Source organism: Gordonia sp. NPDC003504, assembly GCF_053587995.1.
The window spans coordinates 800,554-821,846 of record NZ_JBSFPC010000001.1; the positions used below are offsets into that span (position 1 = coordinate 800,554).

Annotated in this window: 20 protein-coding genes; 10 read left to right on the forward strand and 10 right to left on the reverse strand. The window is 66.1% G+C overall.

Annotated elements, in window-relative coordinates; translation table 11 throughout:
• Positions 1 to 27: 27 nt before the first annotated feature.
• On the forward strand, positions 28 to 912 hold the full coding sequence (locus ACWDPV_RS03560; RefSeq protein ID WP_449741770.1) for an oxygenase MpaB family protein: 885 nt from the start codon (positions 28 to 30) through the stop codon (positions 910 to 912).
• A 42-nt stretch (positions 913 to 954) separates the two neighbouring features.
• On the opposite strand, the gene ACWDPV_RS03565 is transcribed toward ACWDPV_RS03560, so the two are convergent.
• From ACWDPV_RS03565 to ACWDPV_RS03575, 3 genes are all read right to left on the reverse strand, one after another.
• Positions 955 to 1,587, reverse strand: coding sequence for a TetR/AcrR family transcriptional regulator (locus tag ACWDPV_RS03565; protein ID WP_449741771.1), 633 nt, complete (start codon positions 1,585 to 1,587; stop codon positions 955 to 957).
• Positions 1,588 to 1,709: 122 nt separating this feature from the next.
• Positions 1,710 to 3,344: an MFS transporter gene (locus ACWDPV_RS03570; RefSeq protein WP_449741901.1), complete on the reverse strand. Its 1,635-nt coding sequence runs from the start codon at positions 3,342 to 3,344 to the stop codon at positions 1,710 to 1,712.
• 276 nt (positions 3,345 to 3,620) lie between these two features.
• On the reverse strand, positions 3,621 to 4,007 hold the full coding sequence (locus ACWDPV_RS03575) for a MarR family winged helix-turn-helix transcriptional regulator (RefSeq protein WP_449741902.1): 387 nt from the start codon (positions 4,005 to 4,007) through the stop codon (positions 3,621 to 3,623).
• Between the two features lie 298 nt (positions 4,008 to 4,305).
• On the opposite strand from ACWDPV_RS03575, the gene ACWDPV_RS03580 reads away from it, so the two are divergent.
• From ACWDPV_RS03580 to ACWDPV_RS03600, 5 genes are all read left to right on the forward strand, one after another.
• The gene (locus tag ACWDPV_RS03580; protein WP_449741772.1) at positions 4,306 to 5,457 is read left to right on the forward strand and encodes a diguanylate cyclase; all 1,152 of its coding nucleotides are present in this window, start codon (positions 4,306 to 4,308) and stop codon (positions 5,455 to 5,457) included.
• 394 nt (positions 5,458 to 5,851) lie between these two features.
• The gene (locus ACWDPV_RS03585) at positions 5,852 to 6,931 is read left to right on the forward strand and encodes an ABC transporter permease (RefSeq protein WP_449741773.1); all 1,080 of its coding nucleotides are present in this window, start codon (positions 5,852 to 5,854) and stop codon (positions 6,929 to 6,931) included.
• A complete protein-coding gene (locus ACWDPV_RS03590; protein WP_449741774.1) occupies positions 6,928 to 7,764 on the forward strand; it encodes an ABC transporter ATP-binding protein in 837 nt (278 codons plus the stop codon). The genes ACWDPV_RS03585 and ACWDPV_RS03590 overlap by 4 nt, the downstream gene beginning before the upstream one ends.
• On the forward strand, positions 7,761 to 8,624 hold the full coding sequence (locus ACWDPV_RS03595; protein ID WP_449741775.1) for an ABC transporter ATP-binding protein: 864 nt from the start codon (positions 7,761 to 7,763) through the stop codon (positions 8,622 to 8,624). The genes ACWDPV_RS03590 and ACWDPV_RS03595 overlap by 4 nt, the downstream gene beginning before the upstream one ends.
• A 4-nt stretch (positions 8,625 to 8,628) precedes the next feature.
• Entirely contained in the window at positions 8,629 to 9,243 is a 615-nt protein-coding gene (locus tag ACWDPV_RS03600) for a TetR/AcrR family transcriptional regulator (protein ID WP_449741776.1), read from the forward strand.
• A 141-nt stretch (positions 9,244 to 9,384) separates the two neighbouring features.
• On the opposite strand, the gene ACWDPV_RS03605 is transcribed toward ACWDPV_RS03600, so the two are convergent.
• On the reverse strand, positions 9,385 to 10,239 hold the full coding sequence (locus ACWDPV_RS03605) for an aldo/keto reductase (RefSeq protein ID WP_449741777.1): 855 nt from the start codon (positions 10,237 to 10,239) through the stop codon (positions 9,385 to 9,387).
• 20 nt (positions 10,240 to 10,259) lie between these two features.
• Positions 10,260 to 10,655 carry a (R)-mandelonitrile lyase gene (locus ACWDPV_RS03610; RefSeq protein ID WP_449741778.1) on the reverse strand — a complete coding sequence of 132 codons (396 nt, stop codon included), beginning with the start codon at positions 10,653 to 10,655 and terminating at the stop codon, positions 10,260 to 10,262.
• Between the two features lie 121 nt (positions 10,656 to 10,776).
• Here ACWDPV_RS03610 and ACWDPV_RS03615 point away from each other — a divergent pair, with 121 nt between their 5' ends.
• Positions 10,777 to 11,451 carry a TetR/AcrR family transcriptional regulator gene (locus tag ACWDPV_RS03615; protein WP_449741779.1) on the forward strand — a complete coding sequence of 225 codons (675 nt, stop codon included), beginning with the start codon at positions 10,777 to 10,779 and terminating at the stop codon, positions 11,449 to 11,451.
• Here the strand turns inward: ACWDPV_RS03615 and ACWDPV_RS03620 are convergent.
• The 4 genes from ACWDPV_RS03620 to ACWDPV_RS03635 all read right to left on the reverse strand — a co-directional run bounded on the left by ACWDPV_RS03620 (position 11,384) and on the right by ACWDPV_RS03635 (position 14,466).
• A complete protein-coding gene (locus ACWDPV_RS03620) occupies positions 11,384 to 11,680 on the reverse strand; it encodes an IclR family transcriptional regulator domain-containing protein (protein ID WP_449741780.1) in 297 nt (98 codons plus the stop codon). The two genes, ACWDPV_RS03615 and ACWDPV_RS03620, sit on opposite strands and share 68 nt — an antisense overlap.
• Positions 11,681 to 11,714: 34 nt before the next feature.
• Positions 11,715 to 11,909: a helix-turn-helix domain-containing protein gene (locus ACWDPV_RS03625; protein ID WP_449741781.1), complete on the reverse strand. Its 195-nt coding sequence runs from the start codon at positions 11,907 to 11,909 to the stop codon at positions 11,715 to 11,717.
• A gap of 61 nt (positions 11,910 to 11,970) precedes the next feature.
• Positions 11,971 to 13,155, reverse strand: a complete 1,185-nt coding sequence (locus tag ACWDPV_RS03630; RefSeq protein WP_449741782.1) for a 4-hydroxybenzoate 3-monooxygenase — start codon at positions 13,153 to 13,155, stop codon at positions 11,971 to 11,973.
• Positions 13,156 to 13,593: 438 nt separating this feature from the next.
• The gene (locus tag ACWDPV_RS03635) at positions 13,594 to 14,466 is read right to left on the reverse strand and encodes a universal stress protein (RefSeq protein ID WP_449741903.1); all 873 of its coding nucleotides are present in this window, start codon (positions 14,464 to 14,466) and stop codon (positions 13,594 to 13,596) included.
• Positions 14,467 to 14,659: 193 nt separating this feature from the next.
• On the opposite strand from ACWDPV_RS03635, the gene ACWDPV_RS03640 reads away from it, so the two are divergent.
• The gene (locus ACWDPV_RS03640) at positions 14,660 to 15,313 is read left to right on the forward strand and encodes a TetR/AcrR family transcriptional regulator C-terminal domain-containing protein (RefSeq protein WP_449741783.1); all 654 of its coding nucleotides are present in this window, start codon (positions 14,660 to 14,662) and stop codon (positions 15,311 to 15,313) included.
• Positions 15,310 to 16,989, forward strand: a complete 1,680-nt coding sequence (locus tag ACWDPV_RS03645) for an acyl-CoA dehydrogenase family protein (protein WP_449741784.1) — start codon at positions 15,310 to 15,312, stop codon at positions 16,987 to 16,989. The genes ACWDPV_RS03640 and ACWDPV_RS03645 overlap by 4 nt, the downstream gene beginning before the upstream one ends.
• 42 nt (positions 16,990 to 17,031) lie before the next feature.
• Here the strand turns inward: ACWDPV_RS03645 and ACWDPV_RS03650 are convergent, their stop codons facing one another.
• Positions 17,032 to 17,928, reverse strand: a complete 897-nt coding sequence (locus ACWDPV_RS03650; protein ID WP_348809889.1) for a LysR family transcriptional regulator — start codon at positions 17,926 to 17,928, stop codon at positions 17,032 to 17,034.
• Positions 17,929 to 18,850: 922 nt separating this feature from the next.
• On the opposite strand from ACWDPV_RS03650, the gene ACWDPV_RS03655 reads away from it, so the two are divergent.
• Positions 18,851 to 21,244: an acetyl-CoA acetyltransferase gene (locus ACWDPV_RS03655; protein WP_449741785.1), complete on the forward strand. Its 2,394-nt coding sequence runs from the start codon at positions 18,851 to 18,853 to the stop codon at positions 21,242 to 21,244.
• Positions 21,245 to 21,293 lie beyond the last annotated feature (49 nt).

Below are 21,293 nucleotides of genomic sequence, written 5' to 3' on the forward strand. Positions count from 1 at the left end.
GACACCGGCCCGATGTGAGGAGCGCGTGTGTACACCATCGATCGCAATGGAGGACTCGATCCCGACACCGAGTTCGAACTCGTCTACCGCAACCTGACCACCTTCGAGTTCCCGTGGGACATGAATCAGGCGTTGAGCTTCGCTCTGTTCCGCACCTATGCCGTTCCGAGCATCGGCCGACTTCTCGACGACACCGGCGAATTCACCGGCCGAGTCCAGAAACGTTACGACGACACCGGCCTCCTCCTGGAAGTTCCTCTACTCGAAGGATTCTCGAGTCCCAACGGTCGCGCCGCGATCCGTCGGATCAACCAGATGCACCACAACTACGACATCAGCAACGACGACATGCTCTACGTCCTGGCCACCTTCGTCGTAGTCCCCAAACGGTGGATCGACGACTTCGGTTGGCGTCGAATGACTCACGAGGAGGTCCTCGCCTCCGTGCGCTACTACCGCACACTCGGCAAACACATGGCGATCACCGGAATCCCGGACACCTACGAGCAGTTCGCCCGACTGATGGACACCTACGAGGCGAAGCACTTCGCCTACGACGCGGGCGCCCGGCGGGTCGCCGACTCGACGATGCGCCTGATGCAGACCTTCTATCCGAAACCACTGGCTCCCGCGATCGACATCTTCAGCCGATCGGTGATGGACGAACCGCTGCTCGCCGCATTCCGCTATCGCCGGCCGGGTCGGATCGCACGGGCAGCGTCGGTGGCGGGTCTGCGGGCCCGGGCACGTCTGGTGGCTGCCCTGCCGTCTCGGCGCAAGCCTCGACTGGTGCGCGACATGCCACGAATCCGCAGCTACCCCAACGGCTTCGACATCGAGAAGCTCGGCACGTTCGCCCCCGGCTGCCCGGTGCACCACGTATCGGAGAAACCGGTCGCGTCGGCGGGGTAGGACCCCTCGCCCACTCGACCAGCGCCGAATCCCTCCGAAAGATCAAGCAGGATACGAGAATTCGACGGCCGCCAAGGCGATGTGCACGTAGTCGCGGGCCGTCTCGGCCGGGGTCCGGGGACCGTCGGGGCGGTACCAGCCGGCGATTCCCTGACACATCGACAGGATCGCGCGACGCGCCGAGTCGGGCACCCTGGTGGCGAAAACACCGGCGCGGCAACCATCTTCGATCGCCTCGCGCAGCTGCTGGTCGATGGTGTCACGATGTTCGCGATACCATCTGCTGTTGTCGTCGGTGAGCGAGCGGTGCTCGGAATCGAGGAAGGCCAGGTCGCGATAGTTGGCCATATACAACGAGATCGCCTCCACCATCGCCGACAGCCGCCGGACCGGGTCTGTCCCGGCCTCGACCAGCGCAGCGTCCACGTGGGCGCTCACGGTGGCCATCGCGTGGTCGAACAGCGCGACGAGGATCGCCTGCTTGTTGTCGTAGTGGTAGTACAGCGCGGGGACGGTGACCCCGACGGCCGCGGCGATCGTCCGGACGCTGGTCGCGTCGTAGCCGTGTTCGACGATCTCGGTGAGCGCGACGTCGAGGATCTTCGGGAGGTTCAGCGGCGGGTAGTGCCGCCAATCGTCGAAGGCGGGCGCCACGGCCGCCACGGCGTCGCTCATCGCACCTCCCCGCGGTCGTCCGGTATCCGCGTCATCGACTGCTGGGGAGTTGCACGCGCAACTCCCACCTGCGCGGAATGCATTGTACGCAGGTGGGAGTTGAGGGTGCGGGAGGCGAGGGGTCAGCGAGCGGGTGCTCCGACGGGCACGTTGGCGACGCCGATCTCGTCAACACCGCCGATCTCGTCGATCTCGCCGATCTCGTCAACACCGCCGATCTGGTCGACCTCGGCGTCCACGGAGATCTCGTCGACCTGCTCTTCGAGGGCGCTGGCCGTCTTCAGGGCGACCTCCTTGATGAACAGCACCGCGACCAGACTGATCGCCGCCATCACGGCCGACACCAGGAAGATCCGGGCAGTGCCGTCGCCGTAGGCGCCGCGCACGATCTCGGCGATCGGGCCGGGCAGTTCGTTCAGGTTGGACAGTCCGGCCGTACCGCCGCCGGTTCCCGCGCTGATACCGAGCGCACCCAGCCCCTTCGCGATCAGATTGGTGACGTGGTTGGACAGCACGGCACCGAGGACGGACACACCCGCGGCACCACCGAGTGAGCGGAAGAAGGTGATGGTCGAGGTGGCCGCACCCAGTTCGGTGGGCTTGACGTTGTTCTGCACGGCCAGCACCAGGTTCTGCATGCTCATCCCCATGCCGACGCCGAGGACGAACAGGTAGGCACCCACGAGCACCATGTCGGTGTGCGCTCCGATGGTCGACAGCAGACCGAATCCGACGGTCATCAACGCGGCACCGGCGACGATGAAGCCCTTCCACCGTCCGAAACGGGTGATCAATGTGCCCGACACGGTTGCCGACAGCATCGATCCGACGATCATCGGCAGCATCAGCAGGCCGGCGATGGTCGGCGAGTAGCCGCGGGCGATCTGGAAGTACTGGCCGAGGAACACCGCGCTGCCGAACAGGGCGACGCCGACGGCGATGCTGGCGACGGTCGCCAGTGCGATGGTGCGGTCGCGGAACAGGCGCAGCGGGATGATCGGGTCCTTGGCCTTCGATTCGACGAACACGGCCACCGCGAGCAGGATCACACCGAGTGCGACCAGACCGAACGACATGGCCGAGACCCAGTCGAAGTTCTTGCCGGCCAGGGTGACCCAGATCAGCAGCGTGCTGACACCGGCGGCGATCAGGGCGGCTCCGGTGTAGTCGATGGTGACCTCGCGCCGGATCACCGGCAGGTTCAGCGTCCGCTGGATCACCAGCAGGGCGATCACCGCGAGCGGAACGCACACGTAGAAGGTCCAGCGCCAGCCGAGCCAGCTGGTGTCGACGATGACTCCGCCGATCAGTGGGCCGGCGACGGTGGCCAGCGACATCACCGCGGCGATCGGCCCCTGGTAGCGGCCACGTTCACGCGGGCTGAACATCGACGCGATCACGATCACGACCAGCGCCTGCAGACCACCCAGACCCAGACCCTGGACCACGCGGAAACCGATGAGCATGCCCACCGATTGCGACAGTCCGGCCAGGACCGACCCGATGACGAAGACCGTCAACGCCGCCTGGACCAGCAGTTTCTTGCTGATCAGATCGGACAGTTTGCCCCACAACGGGGTGGTGGCCGTCGACGCCAGCAAGGTGGCGGTGACGACCCAGGTGTACTGATCCTGCGTGCCGCGCAGATCGGTGATGATCGTCGGCAGCGCATTGGACACGATGGTCGATGACAGGAGTGCGACGAACATTCCCAGCAGCAGCCCGACGAGCGCTTCGAGGCGCTGACGGTGCGTCATCGGCGACGGCGCTTCGGCGACGTGTGAGTCGCTCTGCGACACAGTCGAACTCATGCGAAAACCTCCCTGGATTTCGGTCAGTTCACTCCACCGCGTCGGCGGAGGAAGAAGTGTGAGTGCGTCGGTGGTGACACCGACGCAGAAGGTGTGGCCCCTCGGACGCACCACTTAGTTGATTAGTGCAACTTTATAGCCGATAGATGCAACATGCAACTATCTGTCGCTATTCCCTGCGCGGTCCAACCCGGGGGCACCGCAGATCCGTGCCCGGTGTCGTCAGTCGCTGCTGGTCTCGAGGCGCCGAAGCAGTTCGGTGAGAGTGCGGATGTCGTCCGGGTCCCATTTCGACAGACGCGCACGCCACTCGGCCACCGCCGACGCGACGACGGCATCGACACGTTGCCGGCCGACCTCGGTCAGCGACACGACGCGGGCCCGGGCATCGTCCGGATCGGGATGGCGCTCCACCAAACCCAGTCGCACCACGGCGTCGACCTGCCGGGTGACCGTCGACTTGTCGAGTTCCAGGGCCGTCACCAGCTGCGACATCGGCACGGAATCGTGCCGCGCCAGGATCGTGAACAGCGGATACGACGAGGGGTCGAGCGCCGGATCGATCGCGTGGGCGCGCAGCCGGGCCCGACCGCGACCCTGGCGCCACATGTCGGCCAGCGCGTCTTCCAACCGCGTGATCGGATCCGCTGCCGTCCGCACGGATTCGGCTGCTCCCGACTCGCGATCGATACCGTCGCTGCTCACGGGAAACAGACTAGCCATCCACGTGCCACCGGCATCCGTCGACGACACCGAACGTCCGGTTGGCTACACGTCACTATTGGAAACACCCTTCGATGACACTGTTCGGGGTCGGTTGTCAGATGTGCGCTGGGGAGGGCTGCACATGTGGATACACCGTTCCGCCACCGCTGGATCATCGGGCGGTGCCGCCGTACCGTCACCCTTGCCCGATCCTTCATCCGATGGCGTCGACCGCGAGCCCGCGTTCCTACACGCACGCCACGCCCTGCAGAGCGCGGGCGGACACGAGACCCTGGCCCGCTACGGAATCGCCGCTCTCACCTTGCTGTGCGGTGTGCTGGGTACGATGAGCATGTTCACGCCGGACGGATCGGCGGGGTCACCGCCACGCATGATCGCCATGGCGATCATCGCCGCGTCGACCGTGCCGTTCGCCGTGCTCGTCAGTCAGATGAGCCTGGACACGGCATGGTGGAGCAAGTCCGGACGACTGCGTGGCTTGAACAACAGTTTCGCCATCTACGCCGACGTCGGTCTGGCGTTCGGGCTCGCGACATTTCAGAGTCCCGTCCTCGTCCTCGCCGCCTCGTCGCTGTTCGGCGTCATCGGCGGGTATGTCGCGAATTTTGTGCACCTGCGCATCGTCATCGTCCACATGGTGTTCACCACCGCGATCATCGTCACCACGGCAGCCTTCGCGGTGGCACAGGGTGTCGGCGTCGCCACCGTGGTCTATCTCGCGCTGGTGGCGCTCACCTCGGCCAACGGGCTGGTGCTGCTGCTGCGCAACTACTCGCTGTCCTTCAAGCGCGCGCTGCAGATCCAGCTCGCCTACACGACCACCGATCCGTTGACCGGCGTCCTCAACCGGCGCGGGTTCACCGCCGCGATGGAGGGTGTGGCCGCGCGGCCCGGCCGACCGTTCGCGGTGGTGATGATCGACATCGACCACTACAAGTCGATCAACGACCGCTACGGCCACGCGGTGGGTGACGCCGTACTCACCCGGCTCGCGCAGCGCATCCGGTCGACCGCCGGACCCGACGCCGTCGTCGGCCGCCTCGGCGGGGACGAGTTCGCCATCGCCGCCCAACTGGGTCACGACGCGCTGGAGCGGATGGCCCGCCGGCTCAGTGTTCCGGCATCGGGTCTGGTGGGCGGACGCATCGTCACGATGAGTATCGGTGCCGTCTGCGTCGATCCGCTGCCGCCGTTGCCGAAAGGTCGAGCAGACGCGGTCCTCGCCGCGTACCTCAACCAGGCCGACACCGCCCTGCTCGCGGCCAAACATTCCGGCCGCAACACCTACGTGGTGGCCGCGGCAGACTCCGCGCAGGCCGCGGACACCGCGTGAGCCTTCACGACCGGTGCCGGCCACTGGACACTCAACGACGGTAAGTCGACCCGCGACCGGCTTCTGGGCCGAGGCGGCGGTGGCGCCCCCTCCCCCGAAATCCTGCGCGAGGTGATCCAGACGGTCACCGAGTCCAGTCCCCCATCGCGCTGTCCGATGTGAACCTCGCCGACGACGTTCTGCGCGTGACTGTATGTGCCGTCTTTGCAACGGATTCCGCTCGCGGTCTCGTCGGGACGGAGGGTGCAGACCCCGTCGGAGTTCTCGTAGTCCCTCAGTCCGGCCTGGTCACTGCGTCGTATCCGGCGTCCGCCCACTCGACCGGCAACGACAACAGCATGACAAATATTCACCAAATGATGACTTTTTGTGGTTCTGGTTCTATGCTCAGGCCATGCGCGCAATGATCCTGAAAGAGTTCCGCGAACTCCGGCGTGATCCGCGAACGCTGGCCATGCTGATCGCACTGCCACTGTTGTTGCTGATCATCTTCGGTTATGCCGCAAACTTCTTCGTCGGATCGACGGAAACGGCGGTCGTCGGCCCGCAGGCCAAGCAGGCTGCCGCCGCGTTGCCGTCCTACTTCGATGTCACCATCGTCGAACCCGGCGACACCCAGCAGGATGCGGTGAACCTGTTGAAGGAGAACAAGGTTGACGTCGCATTCGTCACCGGCCAGACCCCCACCCTGGCATTGATCGACGGCTCCAACCTGTTCTCGGCCCAGTCCACCGTGGCGGTCCTCAACAAGGCCGGCGCCGCGGTGAGCACCGACGTCCTGTTCAACCCGAACCTCAAGACCTCCTGGGTGATGGTGCCGGCGCTGATCGGTCTGATCCTCACCTTCATCGGTACCATCATCACCAGCATCGGCCTGGTCCGCGAACGCGAAGCGGGCACCCTGGAACAGTTGGCGGTGATGCCGATCAAACCCAGTCAGGTGATCCTGGGCAAGATCGCCCCGTACTTCCTGCTCGCCGCGATCGACATGGCCATCGTGACCCTGCTGGGCATGTGGCTGTTCGGAGTGCCGTTCAACGGCAACGTCTTCGCGTTCATCCTCGGCAGCGGGATCTTCCTGTTCGTCGTCCTCGGCCTCGGCGTGTTCATATCGACGGTGTCGCAGACCACAGGCCAGGCCATCCAGACCGCGTTCATGTTCATGTTGCCGCAGATTTTGTTGTCGGGCATGATCTTTCCACTTGACGCGATGGCGGCTGGGGTGCGCTGGATCGGCTACATCCTGCCGTTGACGTATTTCAACATGATCGCTCAGGGCATCATGCTGCGCGGGGCGCCGATCACCTCACTCTGGCTACCTTTCCTGGTACTGGCGGCGATGGCGGTCATCGTGTTCACCGGTGCGACATTGCGGTTCCGCCGTGACCTCGCCCCCAATGCCCCCAAGGCCCCCAACACCCCGAGCGCTCCGAAGACCGGACCGACCGGCGCCCCGGCCGAGGATGCGTCATGATCGCCTCTGCCACATCGGTTTCCGTGCAGTTCGGCAACACCGCCGCCCTCGACGAGGTGACCGTCGAACTGCGCCCCGGCACCGTGGTCGCGGTTGTCGGCGGCGACGGCGCCGGCAAGACCACTCTGCTGCGCACGTTCGCCCGGGAGATCATCCCGGCATCCGGACGGGTGATCGCCCCGGACAAAGCCACCATGGGCTTTCTGCCTGCCGGCCCGGGTAGCTGGAGTGCCCTGACCGTGCGTCAGAACCTCGATTTCGTCGGCGGCATCTACGGGCTGTCCGGCGACGCGCTGACCGAACGCCGAGAGGAGATGATCACCCGCGCCGGGCTCGGTGTCGCCGCCGATCGCCCCGCCTCGGCGCTGTCCGGCGGAATGCGCCGCAAACTCGCCGCGTCGATGGCGATGATTCACCGACCGCAGCTGATCATCCTCGACGAACCCAGTACCGGCGTCGACCCGGTGAGCCGAATCGACCTGTGGCGGATGATCTCCGAGAGCGCCGCCGACGGTGCCGCGGTCATCATGTCGACCACCTACCTCGACGAGGCCGAACGCGCCGGCGAACTCCTCGTCCTCGACGCGGGCCGCACCCTCGCACAGGGTTCGTACGACGCAGTACGCGCCGGGTTCGCCGGCACCGTCACCACCGCACCGCAACCCGCGCGACGGGAATGGTCGTGGCGGCGTGGGCACGACCGTCACGAATACTGGCCGCCCGGAACGACACCCACCGACCCCGAGCAGCGGACCACCATCACACCGGACCTCGAGGACATCGTCATCTCCCTGTCGCTGGAACGACAATTGGCGTCCGGGGCGAGCACATGAGCGAGCACGCCGTCATCCGCGCCACCGCGGTGACCAAGAGATTCGGTGACTTCACCGCCGTCGATACCGTCACCATGGACGTCCGGCCCGGCGAGGTCGTCGGGCTCCTCGGCGCCAATGGTGCCGGCAAGACCACCCTGATCCGCATCCTGCTCGGCCTGCTCCGCCCCACCGAGGGCAACACCACCCTGTTCGACGGCCCGCCCGATCGAGGGCGCCGCGCCCGATTGGGTTATGTCCCACAGAACCTCGGTTTGTACCGGGATCTGACCGTGGCCGAGAATCTCGACTTCTCCACCGGAGCGTACGGCGTGCCGACGCCCACGCTGCCCGAAGACCTCCGATCCCATGCGGGCACCCTGGTCGGCGACCTCCCCCTGGGTGCGCAACGACGCATCGCGTTCCTCGTCGCGCTCGCCCATTCTCCTGCCGCCCTGGTACTCGACGAGCCGACCTCCGGCGTGGATGCGCTGTCCCGCGCCCGACTGTGGGACACCATCCGCGGCGAATCCGACAGGGGCACCGGCGTTCTCGTCACCACGCACTACATGGAGGAGGCGCAGGAATGCGACCGACTGCTGCTGATGTCGGCGGGCGAACTCGTCGCACACGGCAGTGAGGCCGACATCATCGGTGACACCCGCGCGGTGTCGGTGACGACCGGCGACTGGCAGCAGGCGTTTGCCGCCCTCAACTCGGCCCACGTCCCGGTCATCCTGTCCGGCAGGTCCATTCGGGTCGCCGACACCGCCCCCGACGACCTCCATGCGATCCTCGATCAGGCGGGAATTGCCGCCACCATCACGCCGGTTCCGGCCACCATCGAGGAAAAGATGCTGGTTCTCGCCCGGAACGCCTGATGTCATGAGCACACGATCACGAGGCCGACCACGTTTGGATTCCGCGCGGCCGGAGACGCGGACGGCAATCCTGACCGCGGCCCGCGAGATCTTCGCCGAGCGGGGTTTCGAACGAACCACCATGCGCGCCATCGCCTCTCGCGCCGGTGTCGATGCCGCATTGATTCACCACTACTTCGGCACCAAGGACACCCTGACCGTCGAGGCGCTGCGCCCCGACATCGATCCGACCGCCGTCTTCCGCGGGCTCACCGTGGACAACCCGGGCCTGGGCACCGAGTTCGTGACGCGGGTACTGACCGTCTGGGAGAACGACGTCCCGCAACGTGAACGCGGTATCGCACTGCTGCGCATCGCCGTCACCCATGATCCGGTGGCCGAACGGATGCGCACCTTCTTCTTCGGGCTGGCCCGACAGGTGCTCGGCGACATGGCCGCCGACGACGAGCGGGATCTCCGCATCGCACTGATCACCAGTCACATTCTCGGCATCCTGATGATGCGCTACGTCCTCCGCCTCCCCGACATCGCCGACGCCGACATCGACGTGCTCGCCCGACGGGTCGGTCCGGTGATCGAGCAGTACCTGACGGGACCACCCGGATCACCGGCCGCGTGATCCCCGTACCGTCCTTTCAAGTCTCTTTCAAGTCCTCGCCGTGCGGTATGCGATGACCGAGGCCGACGACCATCTTCGCGCGGCAATGCCCCGGGGAATAGGCCACGGCGTCAGGTGAGTTCGCTCGACGGCGGCAGGAACTCACTTTCCCCTGAACACCGGGAACGCACCGGCATCTCCGTAGTCCCGAATATGCATGGCACGCAACAGGTCCATGTCCGCCTCGGCGATGGTGAAGTCGACGTCGGCGTTGCTGCGCATGTGGTCGGGGTTGGCGGTCTTGGGCAGCGCCACCGTCCCCAACTCGATGACGTAGCGGATGCACAGCTGCGCAACGCTCACGCCGTACCGCTCGGCCATCGCCGCGACCTCAGGGTTCTCGAGAATCTTCCCGTGGGCGATGGGCGAATAGGCTTCGACCAGAATGTCCTTGCTCGCACAGTAGGCGATGAGATCGCTTGGGGTGGAGCCGACATGGACGAGAATCTGGTTGACGTGCGGTGCCACGGTGGAGCTGGTGAGAATGTTCTCGAGATCTCCCTGCTCGAAGTTGGAGACGCCGATCGACCGGAGTTTGCCTGCAGTGTAAGCCTCTTCGAGTGCACGCCAGGCCTCGCGGTTACCCTCGGCGTAGTCGCCGCCGCGGAAGTCGGCCCACGGCTGCGGGCTGTGGATCAGCATCAGATCGAGGTACTCCAGGCCCATCGTGGACAGCGAACCGTCGATCGCTGCGACGGCGTCGTCATAGTTCTTGATCTCGGCGGCCAGTTTCGTCGAGACGAACAGATCGTCGCGCGCCACCCCACAGGTGCGGACGCCCTCCCCGACACCGCGTTCGTTCCCGTAGGCCTGCGCTGTGTCGATGTTGCGGTAGCCGACCTCGACGGCGTCGCACACCGCCCGGGCGGCCTTGTCGTCGTCGATGAACCAGGTGCCCAAGCCCAGCTTAGGGATCGTCACGTCGTTGGAGAGGGCGCAGGTGTCGTTGAGAATCATCGCTTTTCGCTCCTTCGTCGTCACGCGTGGTATTCGTCGTCGGTGACGTGATCGAGCCAGGTGACCACCTCACCGTTCTCGTCGGCTTCCGCGATGGCAACATGCGCCATGAACCGGTCGGGCGTGGCTCCGTGCCAATGGTCTTCGCCCGGTTCGATGTAGACCACATCACCCGGGCGGATCTCCTGCACCCCGCCGTCGCGGGTGGCGACCAGACCGATGCCGTCGGTGACGTAAAGGGTTTGCCCCTTCGGATGGTGGTGCCACGCGGTGCGCGCCCCGGGCGAGAACCGCACGTGCCCGCAGCTGATCGCCGTCTGCTCGTCGGGAGTGCTGATGCCGTCGATCTGGACCGTGCCGGTGAACCAGGCCTCGGGTCCAGCCCCTGTCTGTCCACCGCTCTTGGTGTACTTCATCTTTCGTGTCCTCTCGGGATGAACTCGCCCTCCCACCGGTAAACGGATTAGGCGCATCCGGTTAGCACCGTACCGCCGTAACCGGATACAGTCAATCCGCTTAGTCTGCTACCGTGAGCAGATGGCCGCGAATGACGCCACACGACCGTTGCGCAAGGACGCGTCGATCAATCGCGAACGACTCCTCGATGCAGCGCGAGAGTTGTTCGCCGAGAGAGGGCTTGGTGTCACCCTCAACGACATCGCCCACCACGCCGGCGTCGGGGTGGGCACTGCGTACCGGCGTTTCGCGAACAAGGACGAGATCATCGACACCCTCTTCGAGGAGCGTTTGGAGGCCGTCGAGGCCGTCGCCCGCGAAGCGCTCGAGGAGGACGACCCCTGGATCGCCCTCACCGATTACCTACGTCGCACCCTGAAGATGCAGTTCGGCGATCGCGGTCTGCATCAGATCCTCGACGATCCCACCCTCGGCGACGAACGCATCGGCGACGTGCGGCGGCGCATCGCCCCGCTGATCGTCGAACTGGTCCGGCGCGCACAGGACGCCGGCGTCCTCCGCGACGATTTCGCACCCACCGACGTCACCTTCATCCAGTCCGCCATGGCTCCCATCATGAACAGCACCCGTGACGTGGCACCCGAGTTGTATGAGCGCTACCTGACCTTCCTCCTCGACGGAATCCGCAGCGATACGCGGGAATTCACTCCGCTGCCGGTGCCCGCACTCAACTCCGAGTCCACCCACTCGGCCATGACCCGGAAGCGGCGGGCGGTGAAGCGGCCGGCCAGGTGACGACCCGAAGGGTGCCGGCCGACAGCCGCGAGACGCCCCCTTGGGTCGCCGACGTGGAGGGCACCACGACGCCGAGCGCGGCGACGACGTCGTCGGCCGTGCGGATCGGGACGGCGATGGAGCAGGCACCGAGGGTCATCTCCTCGGTGGTGGTGGCGTAGCCGAGGCGCCGGATTTGGTCCAGTTGCCGATCCAGCACGCCGGGCGCGACGACGGTGTGTGTGGTCATCGGCCGCAGATCAGACAGGACGGCGCGGCGCACCTCACCGGAGGCGTGCGCGAGTTGCTCCCCAACTCACAAACTCCCGGGCGAGTCGATGGGCGGTGGGTAGCGGCAGATCGGCGCGATCGGCGATCTCGGTCAGGGTCAACCAACGATGGTCACGGTCGAATGCGGCCAGCACGGCGAGAGTTCGCGCTGCGACCGTCTGGCCGGGAGCACTCGTGTTGCCCGCCATCGACGTTCCCCACTTTCACTCAGCAAATTGATAGGACATCACGCCGCCGACCTGGGTGGCGTCAGTGCTGCGGCCACCCGGTGTAGCCTTCGGCGAGATAGGTGGAGCCGGCCTCGGAGGCCACCAACGTCTCCAACTCACCGAGTTGGCGTTGTTCGTCGAATTCCGTTGCATCCGCGGCATTGTGCAGCATCGTCGTCATCCAGTACGAGAAGTGCTGGGCCTTCCACACCCGCGACAAAGCCCGCTCGGTGTAGATGTCGAGTGCGTCGGCGTCATTGGTGCGCAGGGCGCGTTCGATGACGTCGGCCAGAACCCGGACATCCGCCAACGCCAGGTTCAGGCCCTTGGCGCCGGTCGGCGGAACCGTATGGGCCGCATCGCCGGCCAGCAGCAGCCGCCCGTGCCGCATCGGCGACTGGACGAAACTCCGGAAGGGCAACACCGTTCGCTCGATGACCGGTCCTTCGATGAGCCGGAAGCCATCCGGCCCCGACAGCCGCGTCTGGAGCTGATCCCAGATCCGGTCGTCCGACCAAGCGGCTGGGTTCTCGGTCGGATCGCACTGAAAGTACATGCGCTGCACCGTCTCCGTGCGCTGGCTGATCAACGCGAACCCCTGCGGGGAGCGGTTGTAGATCAGCTCTGGAGCACTCGGTGGAGCCTGCACCATCACCCCGAACCAGGCGAACGGATACTCCCGGAAATACCGATGCGGCCGGGCCACCAGATCGCGGCAGATGCTGCGCGACCCGTCGGCACCCACCACCAGATCGGCGGTGATCTGCTGTCGTGACCCATCTGCGGCGGTCATCCGCACGACCGGGCCATCGACCACCTCGGCGACCTCGGTGTCGGTGACCCCATAGCGCAGATCCCCGCCGTCACGAAGGCGTGCCCGATGCAGGTCGATGAAGACGTCGGTCTGCGGATACAACCAGCACGACGCCCCGGCCAGCTTCTGGAAGTCGATCCGGTGACTCACCCCGCCGAAGCGCAGATCGATGCCCTCGTGTTCATGACCGTCGGTCAGCACGCGGTCTGAGACCCCGGAATCGACGAGGAGGCGCACGCTGTCACGTTCCAGAATTCCGGCGCGATGCGTCGTTTCGATCGCCTCGATCGTGCGGTTGTCGACCACCACGCTCTCGATTCCCGCGACGTGCAGCAGGTGCGACAGCATCAACCCTGCCGGCCCGCCACCGACGATGGCCACCTGTGTCCGCGTCGAGGCCACAGTGCTCATGAGTGTCTCCATTTCCTGTGAGGCATTGCGTGTGCCCGACGGTACGAGGCACCGATCACACCTGTCGATAGACGGCTTTCACTCAGTGAAATTCCAGGGCGAGGTCGTGCGTCACCCGATCCGGCATCGATGTGACCGCGGTGTTGGCGGGCGCTCGTGTCCACATACGCCGCGAAGGGCCCTCTTACACCGTGTGTACATCAGCATTCGGGGGCGGGATCGGGCGGCCAAGCAATATAACCGGGATGGCTCAGCGGATCAGAAACAATTATTGCTTCCGCTACCCTGAGCGATCCCGATTATATTTGCGCTCCGGCGGATTCGTCCTCGGCGAACGCCCCGACGACCCGCCCAACTACTCGAGTTGTCGAAAACGAACGACCCGTCGTCCTGCCGTTGAACACGGTCGACGAATGGGGCGAAGCGCCCTGACCGTATCTAGCGCGAACCGTGCACCACCATCACGGGACACTGCGCGACATGCAGTACCGCCTGGCTGGTCGAACCCAGCATCAGTCCGCGAAATCCGCCGCGCCCACGGCTACCGACCACCACGAGTTGTGCGTCCTTCGACAATTCGGTGATGCGGTCCGACGGGGAGTCGGATGTCACGACGGTCTCGACATCGACGTCGGGATAGTCCTGGGAATACCCCGCGAGCCGCGCACCCAGGGTCTCACGGGCTTCGTCGTTCAACTCGCGCAACACGTCTTCACCTGACTCGTAGAACGCGGCGCCCGAGAATCCGCCGTAGGCATGAACCGCAATCAGAGAGGTGTCGAGGTATCCCGCCTGAGCGAAAGCCTGCGTGATCGCATCGGTCGACGTCGGCGAACCGTCCACACCCACCACCACCGGCCCACTCGATGGCAGTCGATCCGACACCACCACGACCGGACACTCGGCATGTGCTGCCACATCGGTACTGACCGAGCCAAGGAGCAGCCCCCTGACACCACCCAAACCCCGTCGGCCGACCACCAGAGCGTTTGCACGGCTGGAGATCTCACGAAGCGTCAGCGCCGGCCTGCCCTCGATCACCTCACCATTGACGGTGATTCCCTCCGCGGTGTCCTCGGCCAGGCCCTTCGCCAACTCGACTGCCGCTTCGGCGAAGGCACGTCCCGCGGCCGCCGCGGACTGCACTCCGGACACCGCGGCAAGGGTGAAGGCCGGCTCCGGCGGCGCCGCAACGCTCACGATGTGCAACGGACGATTCTCCCGGAGCGCGGCACGCGAACCCCACCGCACCGCATTGGACGCCTGTTCCGATCCGTCCACCGCGACCACGATCGGCGCGTTGACCGGCATTGTCACCACTTCCTTTCCTCGGGTACACCGTCAGCATCCCAGAAGGGACGCCGCCAGATGCCTGAACGGGCGGCTGAGAATCATCAGCAGCGTCGACGTCGTCGTCGCTTTGTTGTTGTTCTTGTTGACCCCCACTCCCCTGCCCGTTATTGTCGGCCATACAAACTTGTACGACCGACAAACTCGGAGCCCGGTGACAGCGACACCCACCCCACGCAAACGTGCCACCCGCACCAGCGGCAAGGCGACGCGATCGACCCTGCTGCGCGCCGCCGACGAGGTGTTCCGCGAGCACGGCGAGACCGCTTCTGTCGCATTGATTTCTGAACGCGCCCAGACGTTTCCGAATCAGGTCACCTACTACTTCGGATCCAAGGAGCAACTCTTCGTCGAGGTGGCGTGCGCCGCGGTGCTGCGCGCCGGGCGTCACGCCGAGGAGTCGGCGTCGGCCGCTGCGACCGTACGCGAGTATGCCGCAACCCTGGTGACGACCCTGCTGGGACCCGAAGCGCGCAGCGTCGAGATGTTCACCACCGCCATGCTGCTGGTGTCCCGCCGCACCGACCTGCGCGACCACATCACGGGCACCCTGCGCACACTGCATGAACGTGGCGCCGAGGCACTGATGCAGACGCTGGTCCGCACCGGCTGGCAGCTGCGCACTTCCATCGAGGTGGAGGCCCAGGCGTTCTGGTCGGCGATTTTCGGTCTGGCCGTGCAGAAGTCGGCCACCGGCGACGCCTTCGGCCCCACCCTCACCGACGCGGTGACCGTCATCTTCACCAATCTCGGTGTCCCCGAACAGATCCTGGACTCGCCCCTCACCATCGAAAGGCCATCGGCATGACCTCCTCGTCGATCACCCACCCGCAGCCGCATGTCACGCACTCGGTGTTCAATCAGTCCACGCCACGTGTCGACGTCAACGAATACGAGCTCAACACCGTCCTGCAGGAGTCGGTCACGCGCCACGACGCCTCCTGGGCCGCAACTGAACTCGCCGAGGTCGGCGCCCTCGTCGGCAGCGCACAGTTCCAGCATGACGCACACCTGGCCAACACCATCACCCCGGAACTGCGCACCTTCGACCGCTGGGGCCACCGGATCGACGAGGTCGAGTACCACCCGTCGTATCACCGCATCATCTCCGCCGCGATGGCCCACGGTGCACACACCCGGTGCTGGGACGACCCGCAACCCGGGTCACATGTCGCCCGGGCCGCGATCTTCATGCTCTTCGGCCAGATCGAACCGGGCCACGCCTGCCCGGTCTCGATGACCCACGCGGTGATCCCGTCGCTGGAACTGCAGCCCGACGTGGCCGCGCAGTGGGTACCGAAGGCGCTGTCGCGCAGCTACTCTCCGGATCTGTCAGCAGACAAGACCTCGGCGATCTTCGGCATGTCGATGACCGAGAAGCAGGGCGGTTCCGATGTTCGGGCCAACACCACCGTCGCCCGACCGGTCGGTGCCGGCGGACCGGGCGCCGAATACCTGTTGACCGGGCACAAGTGGTTCTGCTCGGCGCCGATGTCGGATGCCTTCCTCGTGCTCGCGCAAGCCGAAGGCCCAGGCGGAGAAGGACTCTCCTGCTTCCTGCTGCCACGCGTGCTGCCCGACGGTACCCGCAACGTCTTCCGCATCCAACGCCTGAAGAACAAGCTGGGCAACAAGTCCAATGCATCGAGTGAGATCGAACTCGACGGCACCGTGGCACTGATGGTCGGCGAACCCGGCCGGGGCGTGCGCACCATCATCGAGATGGTCGCCCAGACCCGACTCGACTGCCTCCTGGGCAGCGCGGCAGGTATGCGGCAATCCGTCGCCGAGGCCCTCTGGCATGCCCGCCACCGCGCCGCGTTCGGCGCCACCCTCGCCGACCAGCCGGCGATGACCGCCGTCCTCGCCGATCTGGCCCTGGAATCCGAGGCCGCCACTGTCACCGCGATGCGGCTGGCCCGGGCCCACGACGAGGACGCCGACGACGCCGAACGCGCCTTCCGCCGCCTGGCCACCGCCGTCGCCAAGTACTGGATCTGCAAACGTGGACCGCACCACGCCTACGAATCGCTCGAATGCCTCGGCGGCAACGGCTACACCGAGGACTTCCCCCTCGCCATGCGCTACCGCGAACAGCCGGTGATGGCCGTGTGGGAGGGCTCAGGAAACGTCATCGCCCTCGACGTCCTGCGCGCGATGACCCGCGAGCCCGAATCGGTCGGCGCCTTCGACGCCGAGGTCAACCTGGCCCGCGGCGAGAACCCGGTACTCGACGCACACCTCGACGCCCTCCGCACCCAACTCGGCGAACTTGCCGCCCTCGATGCCGCCGGCGCCCAACGCCGCGCTCGACGGGTCGTCGAATCGATGGCCCTGGCGTTGGAGGCGTCACTACTGGTGCGGTTCTCCCCGGCACCCGTCGCCGACGCCTTCATCGGCGCACGACTCGGCGACGACCGTGCCTTCGAGTACGGCGCGCTGCCGACCGGGGCGGACCTCACCGCGATCCTGTCGCGGCACTGATCGTCGCAGAGGATCGCCACATGAGCGTGGAGACGGAGCGCCTCAGATCAGCTCGGTCTCCACGCTGACCCCCACCGCGTCGAGGATCAGGTTCCGAATCCTCGGCGCCGTGTTCGGCAGCCACAGCGCCATCACCGGGGTCATCGGCGGATCGTCGAACTCGACGATCCGAATCTGATTGCCGTACAGCCAGCCCGGCTGATTGGTGACGAACGCACACGCCTCCGGGTGAGTGATCACCGCCATGTGCGGCGGCGTCCCCCTCAGCGTGGAGGCGATGATCTTCGGCTCGAACCCGGACCGTCGGCAGTAGGACACGAGCATGTTGACGTAGTCCTCCTCCAATTCCGACACGACGATCTGGCAGGACTCGAGATCCTTCATCGCGCACGTCGCATTGGCGGCGAGCGGGTGATGGGCATTGACCGCCAACCGGAGTTTGTGCCGAGTCGCCGTCGCACCCGCGAGATCGGGCGGCACCTCGCGGCTACGCGCCAGCGCGAGGTCGATGTTGCCGCCGAGGATCTCCTCCCGGATGGCCGACGGTGACAACGGCCGCACCGTGATCGGCAGTGACGGATCGGCCAGCACGGCACCCTCGATGATCTCGAAGACCTCCGACGGCGCCAGCCCGGGAGTGTGCCCGATCGTGTACGGATCGGGATTGCTGGCATCGATCATCCGCACCTCCGACGCCAGGTGCGCACCACCGGCCAACAGCGGCACGGCACCCTCGTAGAGGGCCTTACCCGCCGGCGTCGGCGTCAACGAACGCCGGGACCGCGAGAACAACTGCACCCCGAGTTGTCGTTCGAGGTCCCGGATGGCCGCCGACAAGGCCTGCTGCGAGATGAACAGACGCTCCGCTGCCACTCTCAGCGATGGCGCCTCGACGACCTCGACGAACATCCGGAGACGTCGCAGATCGAGGTCACGCATGATAACCCTTTCCCCAGCCTAACGATGTGAACGAATCATCAGGCACAGATTGTCAAAACTCCTTGATCTTCATACTCGATGATTGACATTAGTTGCTCTAAAGTCGTTCCTGCACGATCAAAAAGGAGACAAGAACAACTGATCGGCGCACGCAGCCATCGCGGCTCGTGACGCAGCACCGAGGGGGTGCTACGTCACATCGGGGGGATCACGGACTACGTTTCCGCGGCACGGAGGGGATGCCGCGGCGACATGGCAGCAACACTGTGGACCGCACACCGCGACGCGGAGGGGATGTCGCGGCGTGCGGTCCACCACCTCGGGGCGGCAGGTCTGCCGACCACCACTCGCGGAGACCGCATGACGCCGTCGAACCACGCTCACCTGCCCACCTCTCGGATCACAACGGCTGTATCGGACATCGGTCCGTCGGCGTCCGCTGCCACCTGCTATGCGGCACACGAGCTCGGCCGGCCATCGTCTCGCGTGTCGGTATTGTCTCCGTCTTCGCTCCGTCCGACATCCCCGTTACACCCGGGGATCGTGACGGAACCCACCTCTTGCGAGAATTCTGCACCATCGGCGGCGGTACGGCAGCGACCGACCGCCATGGCGTCGCGGTCACCGGGAACCACCACCGAATCATTATGAAGTTCCTCGCAATTCACCGATCACCGCAATTCACCCCCCGTTTCCCGAGACGTTTCCATTTCCGTGATCTTGGTTACTCTGAACGTTTCTCGCGCGCGGTCTTCGGACATTTCCGGTAACGCCCCGATGCCGCCTCCGGTACTCCGACGACGGCGAGCTCTGTCGACAGGGACGTATCGAATGCTCGGTGACGCGGGGTGACCGCCGGCGTTCCCGACGCCGCATGACACGATCATGGCGACCTGTCTCAACCCCGTCCGAGAGGACACACATGCGCGACGACGTGCCCGTGAGCGAACTCGACCCGTCCACCCCCGTCATCGTCGGGGTCGGTCAAGCCTCCGAACGTCTCGACGATCCCGACTACTGCGCGCTCGGCGAGGCCGATCTCGCCGCGCGTGCGGTCGTAGCGGCACTCGCCGACTCCGGGCTCGACGCCGATGTCCTCGCGCCGCGGATCGACACCGTCGCCGCGGTGCGGTCGTTCGAGGTGTCCAGTCCGTTGTCGTCGTCGCCGCTGGGACGCCCCGACAACATGCCCCGTGCCGTCGCCACCCGGACCGGGATGAATCCGGCCGGCGCGATCACCGAGGTGGTGGGCGGTCAGAGCCCGCAAAAGCTGGTCACCGAGTTCGCGCAACGCATCGCCGACGGCGACAGCGACGCCGTGGTGGTCTTCGGTGCCGAGGTCATCTCGACGGTGCGTCATGCGCGGTCGGCCGACGCGGCCGACCGGCCGGACTTCACCGAGCAGGTGCCCGGCTCCCACGAAGACCGTGGCTTCGGGCTCGCCGGCCTGACCTCGGTGCAGGAGGCGCGGCACGGGCTGCTCGAACCGATCACCCAGTACGCGCTGCTGGAGAATGCGCGACGACATCGTCTCGGCTCGTCGCGCTCCGGGTACGCCCGGTCGATGGCGGAGTTGTTCGCGCCGATGTCGGTGGTCGCCGCCGACAATCCGCATGCCGCCTCGCCGCAGCGCCGTACCGTCGACGAGGTCGCCACCGTGTCGGCGGGCAATCGGGTACTGGCCGATCCCTACACCCGCCTGCTCGTCGCCCGTGATCAGGTCAATCAGGCCGCGGCCACCGTCATCATGTCGGTGCGCGCCGCCCGTGACCTCGGCATCGAGGAGTCCCGCTGGGTGTTCCTGCACGGTCATGCCGATCTGCGTGAACGCCCGCTGATGCGGCGGCCGGACCTGTCGACGAGTCCGGCATCCATCGCGGCAGTGCGCTCGGCATTGGACATGGCCTCCGTCGGCCTGAGCGACGTCGACGTCCTCGACATCTACAGCTGTTTCCCGATCGCCGTGTTCAACGTGTGCGACGCATTCGGGCTGGCCGCCGACGATCCGCGCGGCCTCACCGTCACCGGCGGCCTGCCCTACTTCGGCGGTGCCGGCAACAACTACTCGATGCACGCGATCGCCGCGATCGTCGAGCGGGTCCGCCGCACACCGGGCAGCACCGGTCTCGTCGCGGCCAACGGCGGCCTGATGAGCAAGTACTCGGTCGGCGTGTACTCGGCCACCCCGGCGCCCTGGCAGCGCGGCGACGACGCCGGCCGCCAACGTGAACTCGACTCGGTACCAACGGTTCACGAACGACGGCTCGCCGACGGTCCGGCTGTCGTCGAGAGTTACACCCTGACCGAACCCGACAAGCAAGGACGCCGCCGGGGCATCGTCGTCGGACGCCTCGACGACGGTAACCGCTTCGTCGCGAATACCGCCGAGGGTGATGACGACCTGATCGACCTGCTCGCGACCGCCGACGAGCCCATCAGCACTCGCGTCTTCGCCCGTTCGTTCGCCCGCGGTAACCGGGTATCGATCTCGGCTGAACGGATGGCGGAATTGTTCCCGCATCGGGAACCGGCGCTCCGGGATCGGTACGAGCACATCGACGTTCGTCGCGATGGTCGCATCCTGGAGGTCACGATCAATCGTCCGGAATCGCGGAATGCGCTGAACCCCAAGGCCAACGAAGAACTGGATGAGATCTTCGACGCGTACTTCGCCGATCCCGAGCTGTGGGTGGCGATCCTGACCGGTGCCGGCGACAAGGCGTTCTCGTCCGGGAACGACCTGGCGCACATGGCCGGTGACGCCCTGCTCGCCGTCCCGAAGAACGGCTTCGGCGGGCTGACGTCACGGCGCGACCGCCCCAAACCGGTGATCGCCGCGGTCAACGGTGTGGCGCTCGGCGGCGGCCTGGAGATCGCGCTGGCCTGCCACATCGTCGTCGCCGACGAGAAGGCGAGCTTCGGACTACCCGAGGTCAAGGTCGGATTGGCCGCGGCCGCAGGCGGATTGGTCCGACTTCCGCGAGCGATCGGGCCGGCACTGGCACGCGACATGATCCTGACCGGCCGTCGCATCGACACCGCCGAGGCCTACCGCATCGGACTGGTCAGCCGCATCGCCGACCACACCCGCGCCCTCGACGTCGCCCGCGAGGTGGCGCAGGAGATCCTCGCCGCCTCACCCACGTCGGTGCGGGCCTCGCTCCAGGCGATGGCCGACGCCGAGCGGATCGACGACCCCGACGACGCGATCGACGAGACCTCGAACGTGCTCGATGCGCTGTTGATCAGCCAGGACACGATCGAAGGGATCAGTGCCTTCGTCGGTAAGCGGCCGCCGCGGTGGACGGGCCGCTGAGACTCGAATAGTCGATTAGCCCAACCTTTTTCGCCGATTGGGCGACCCC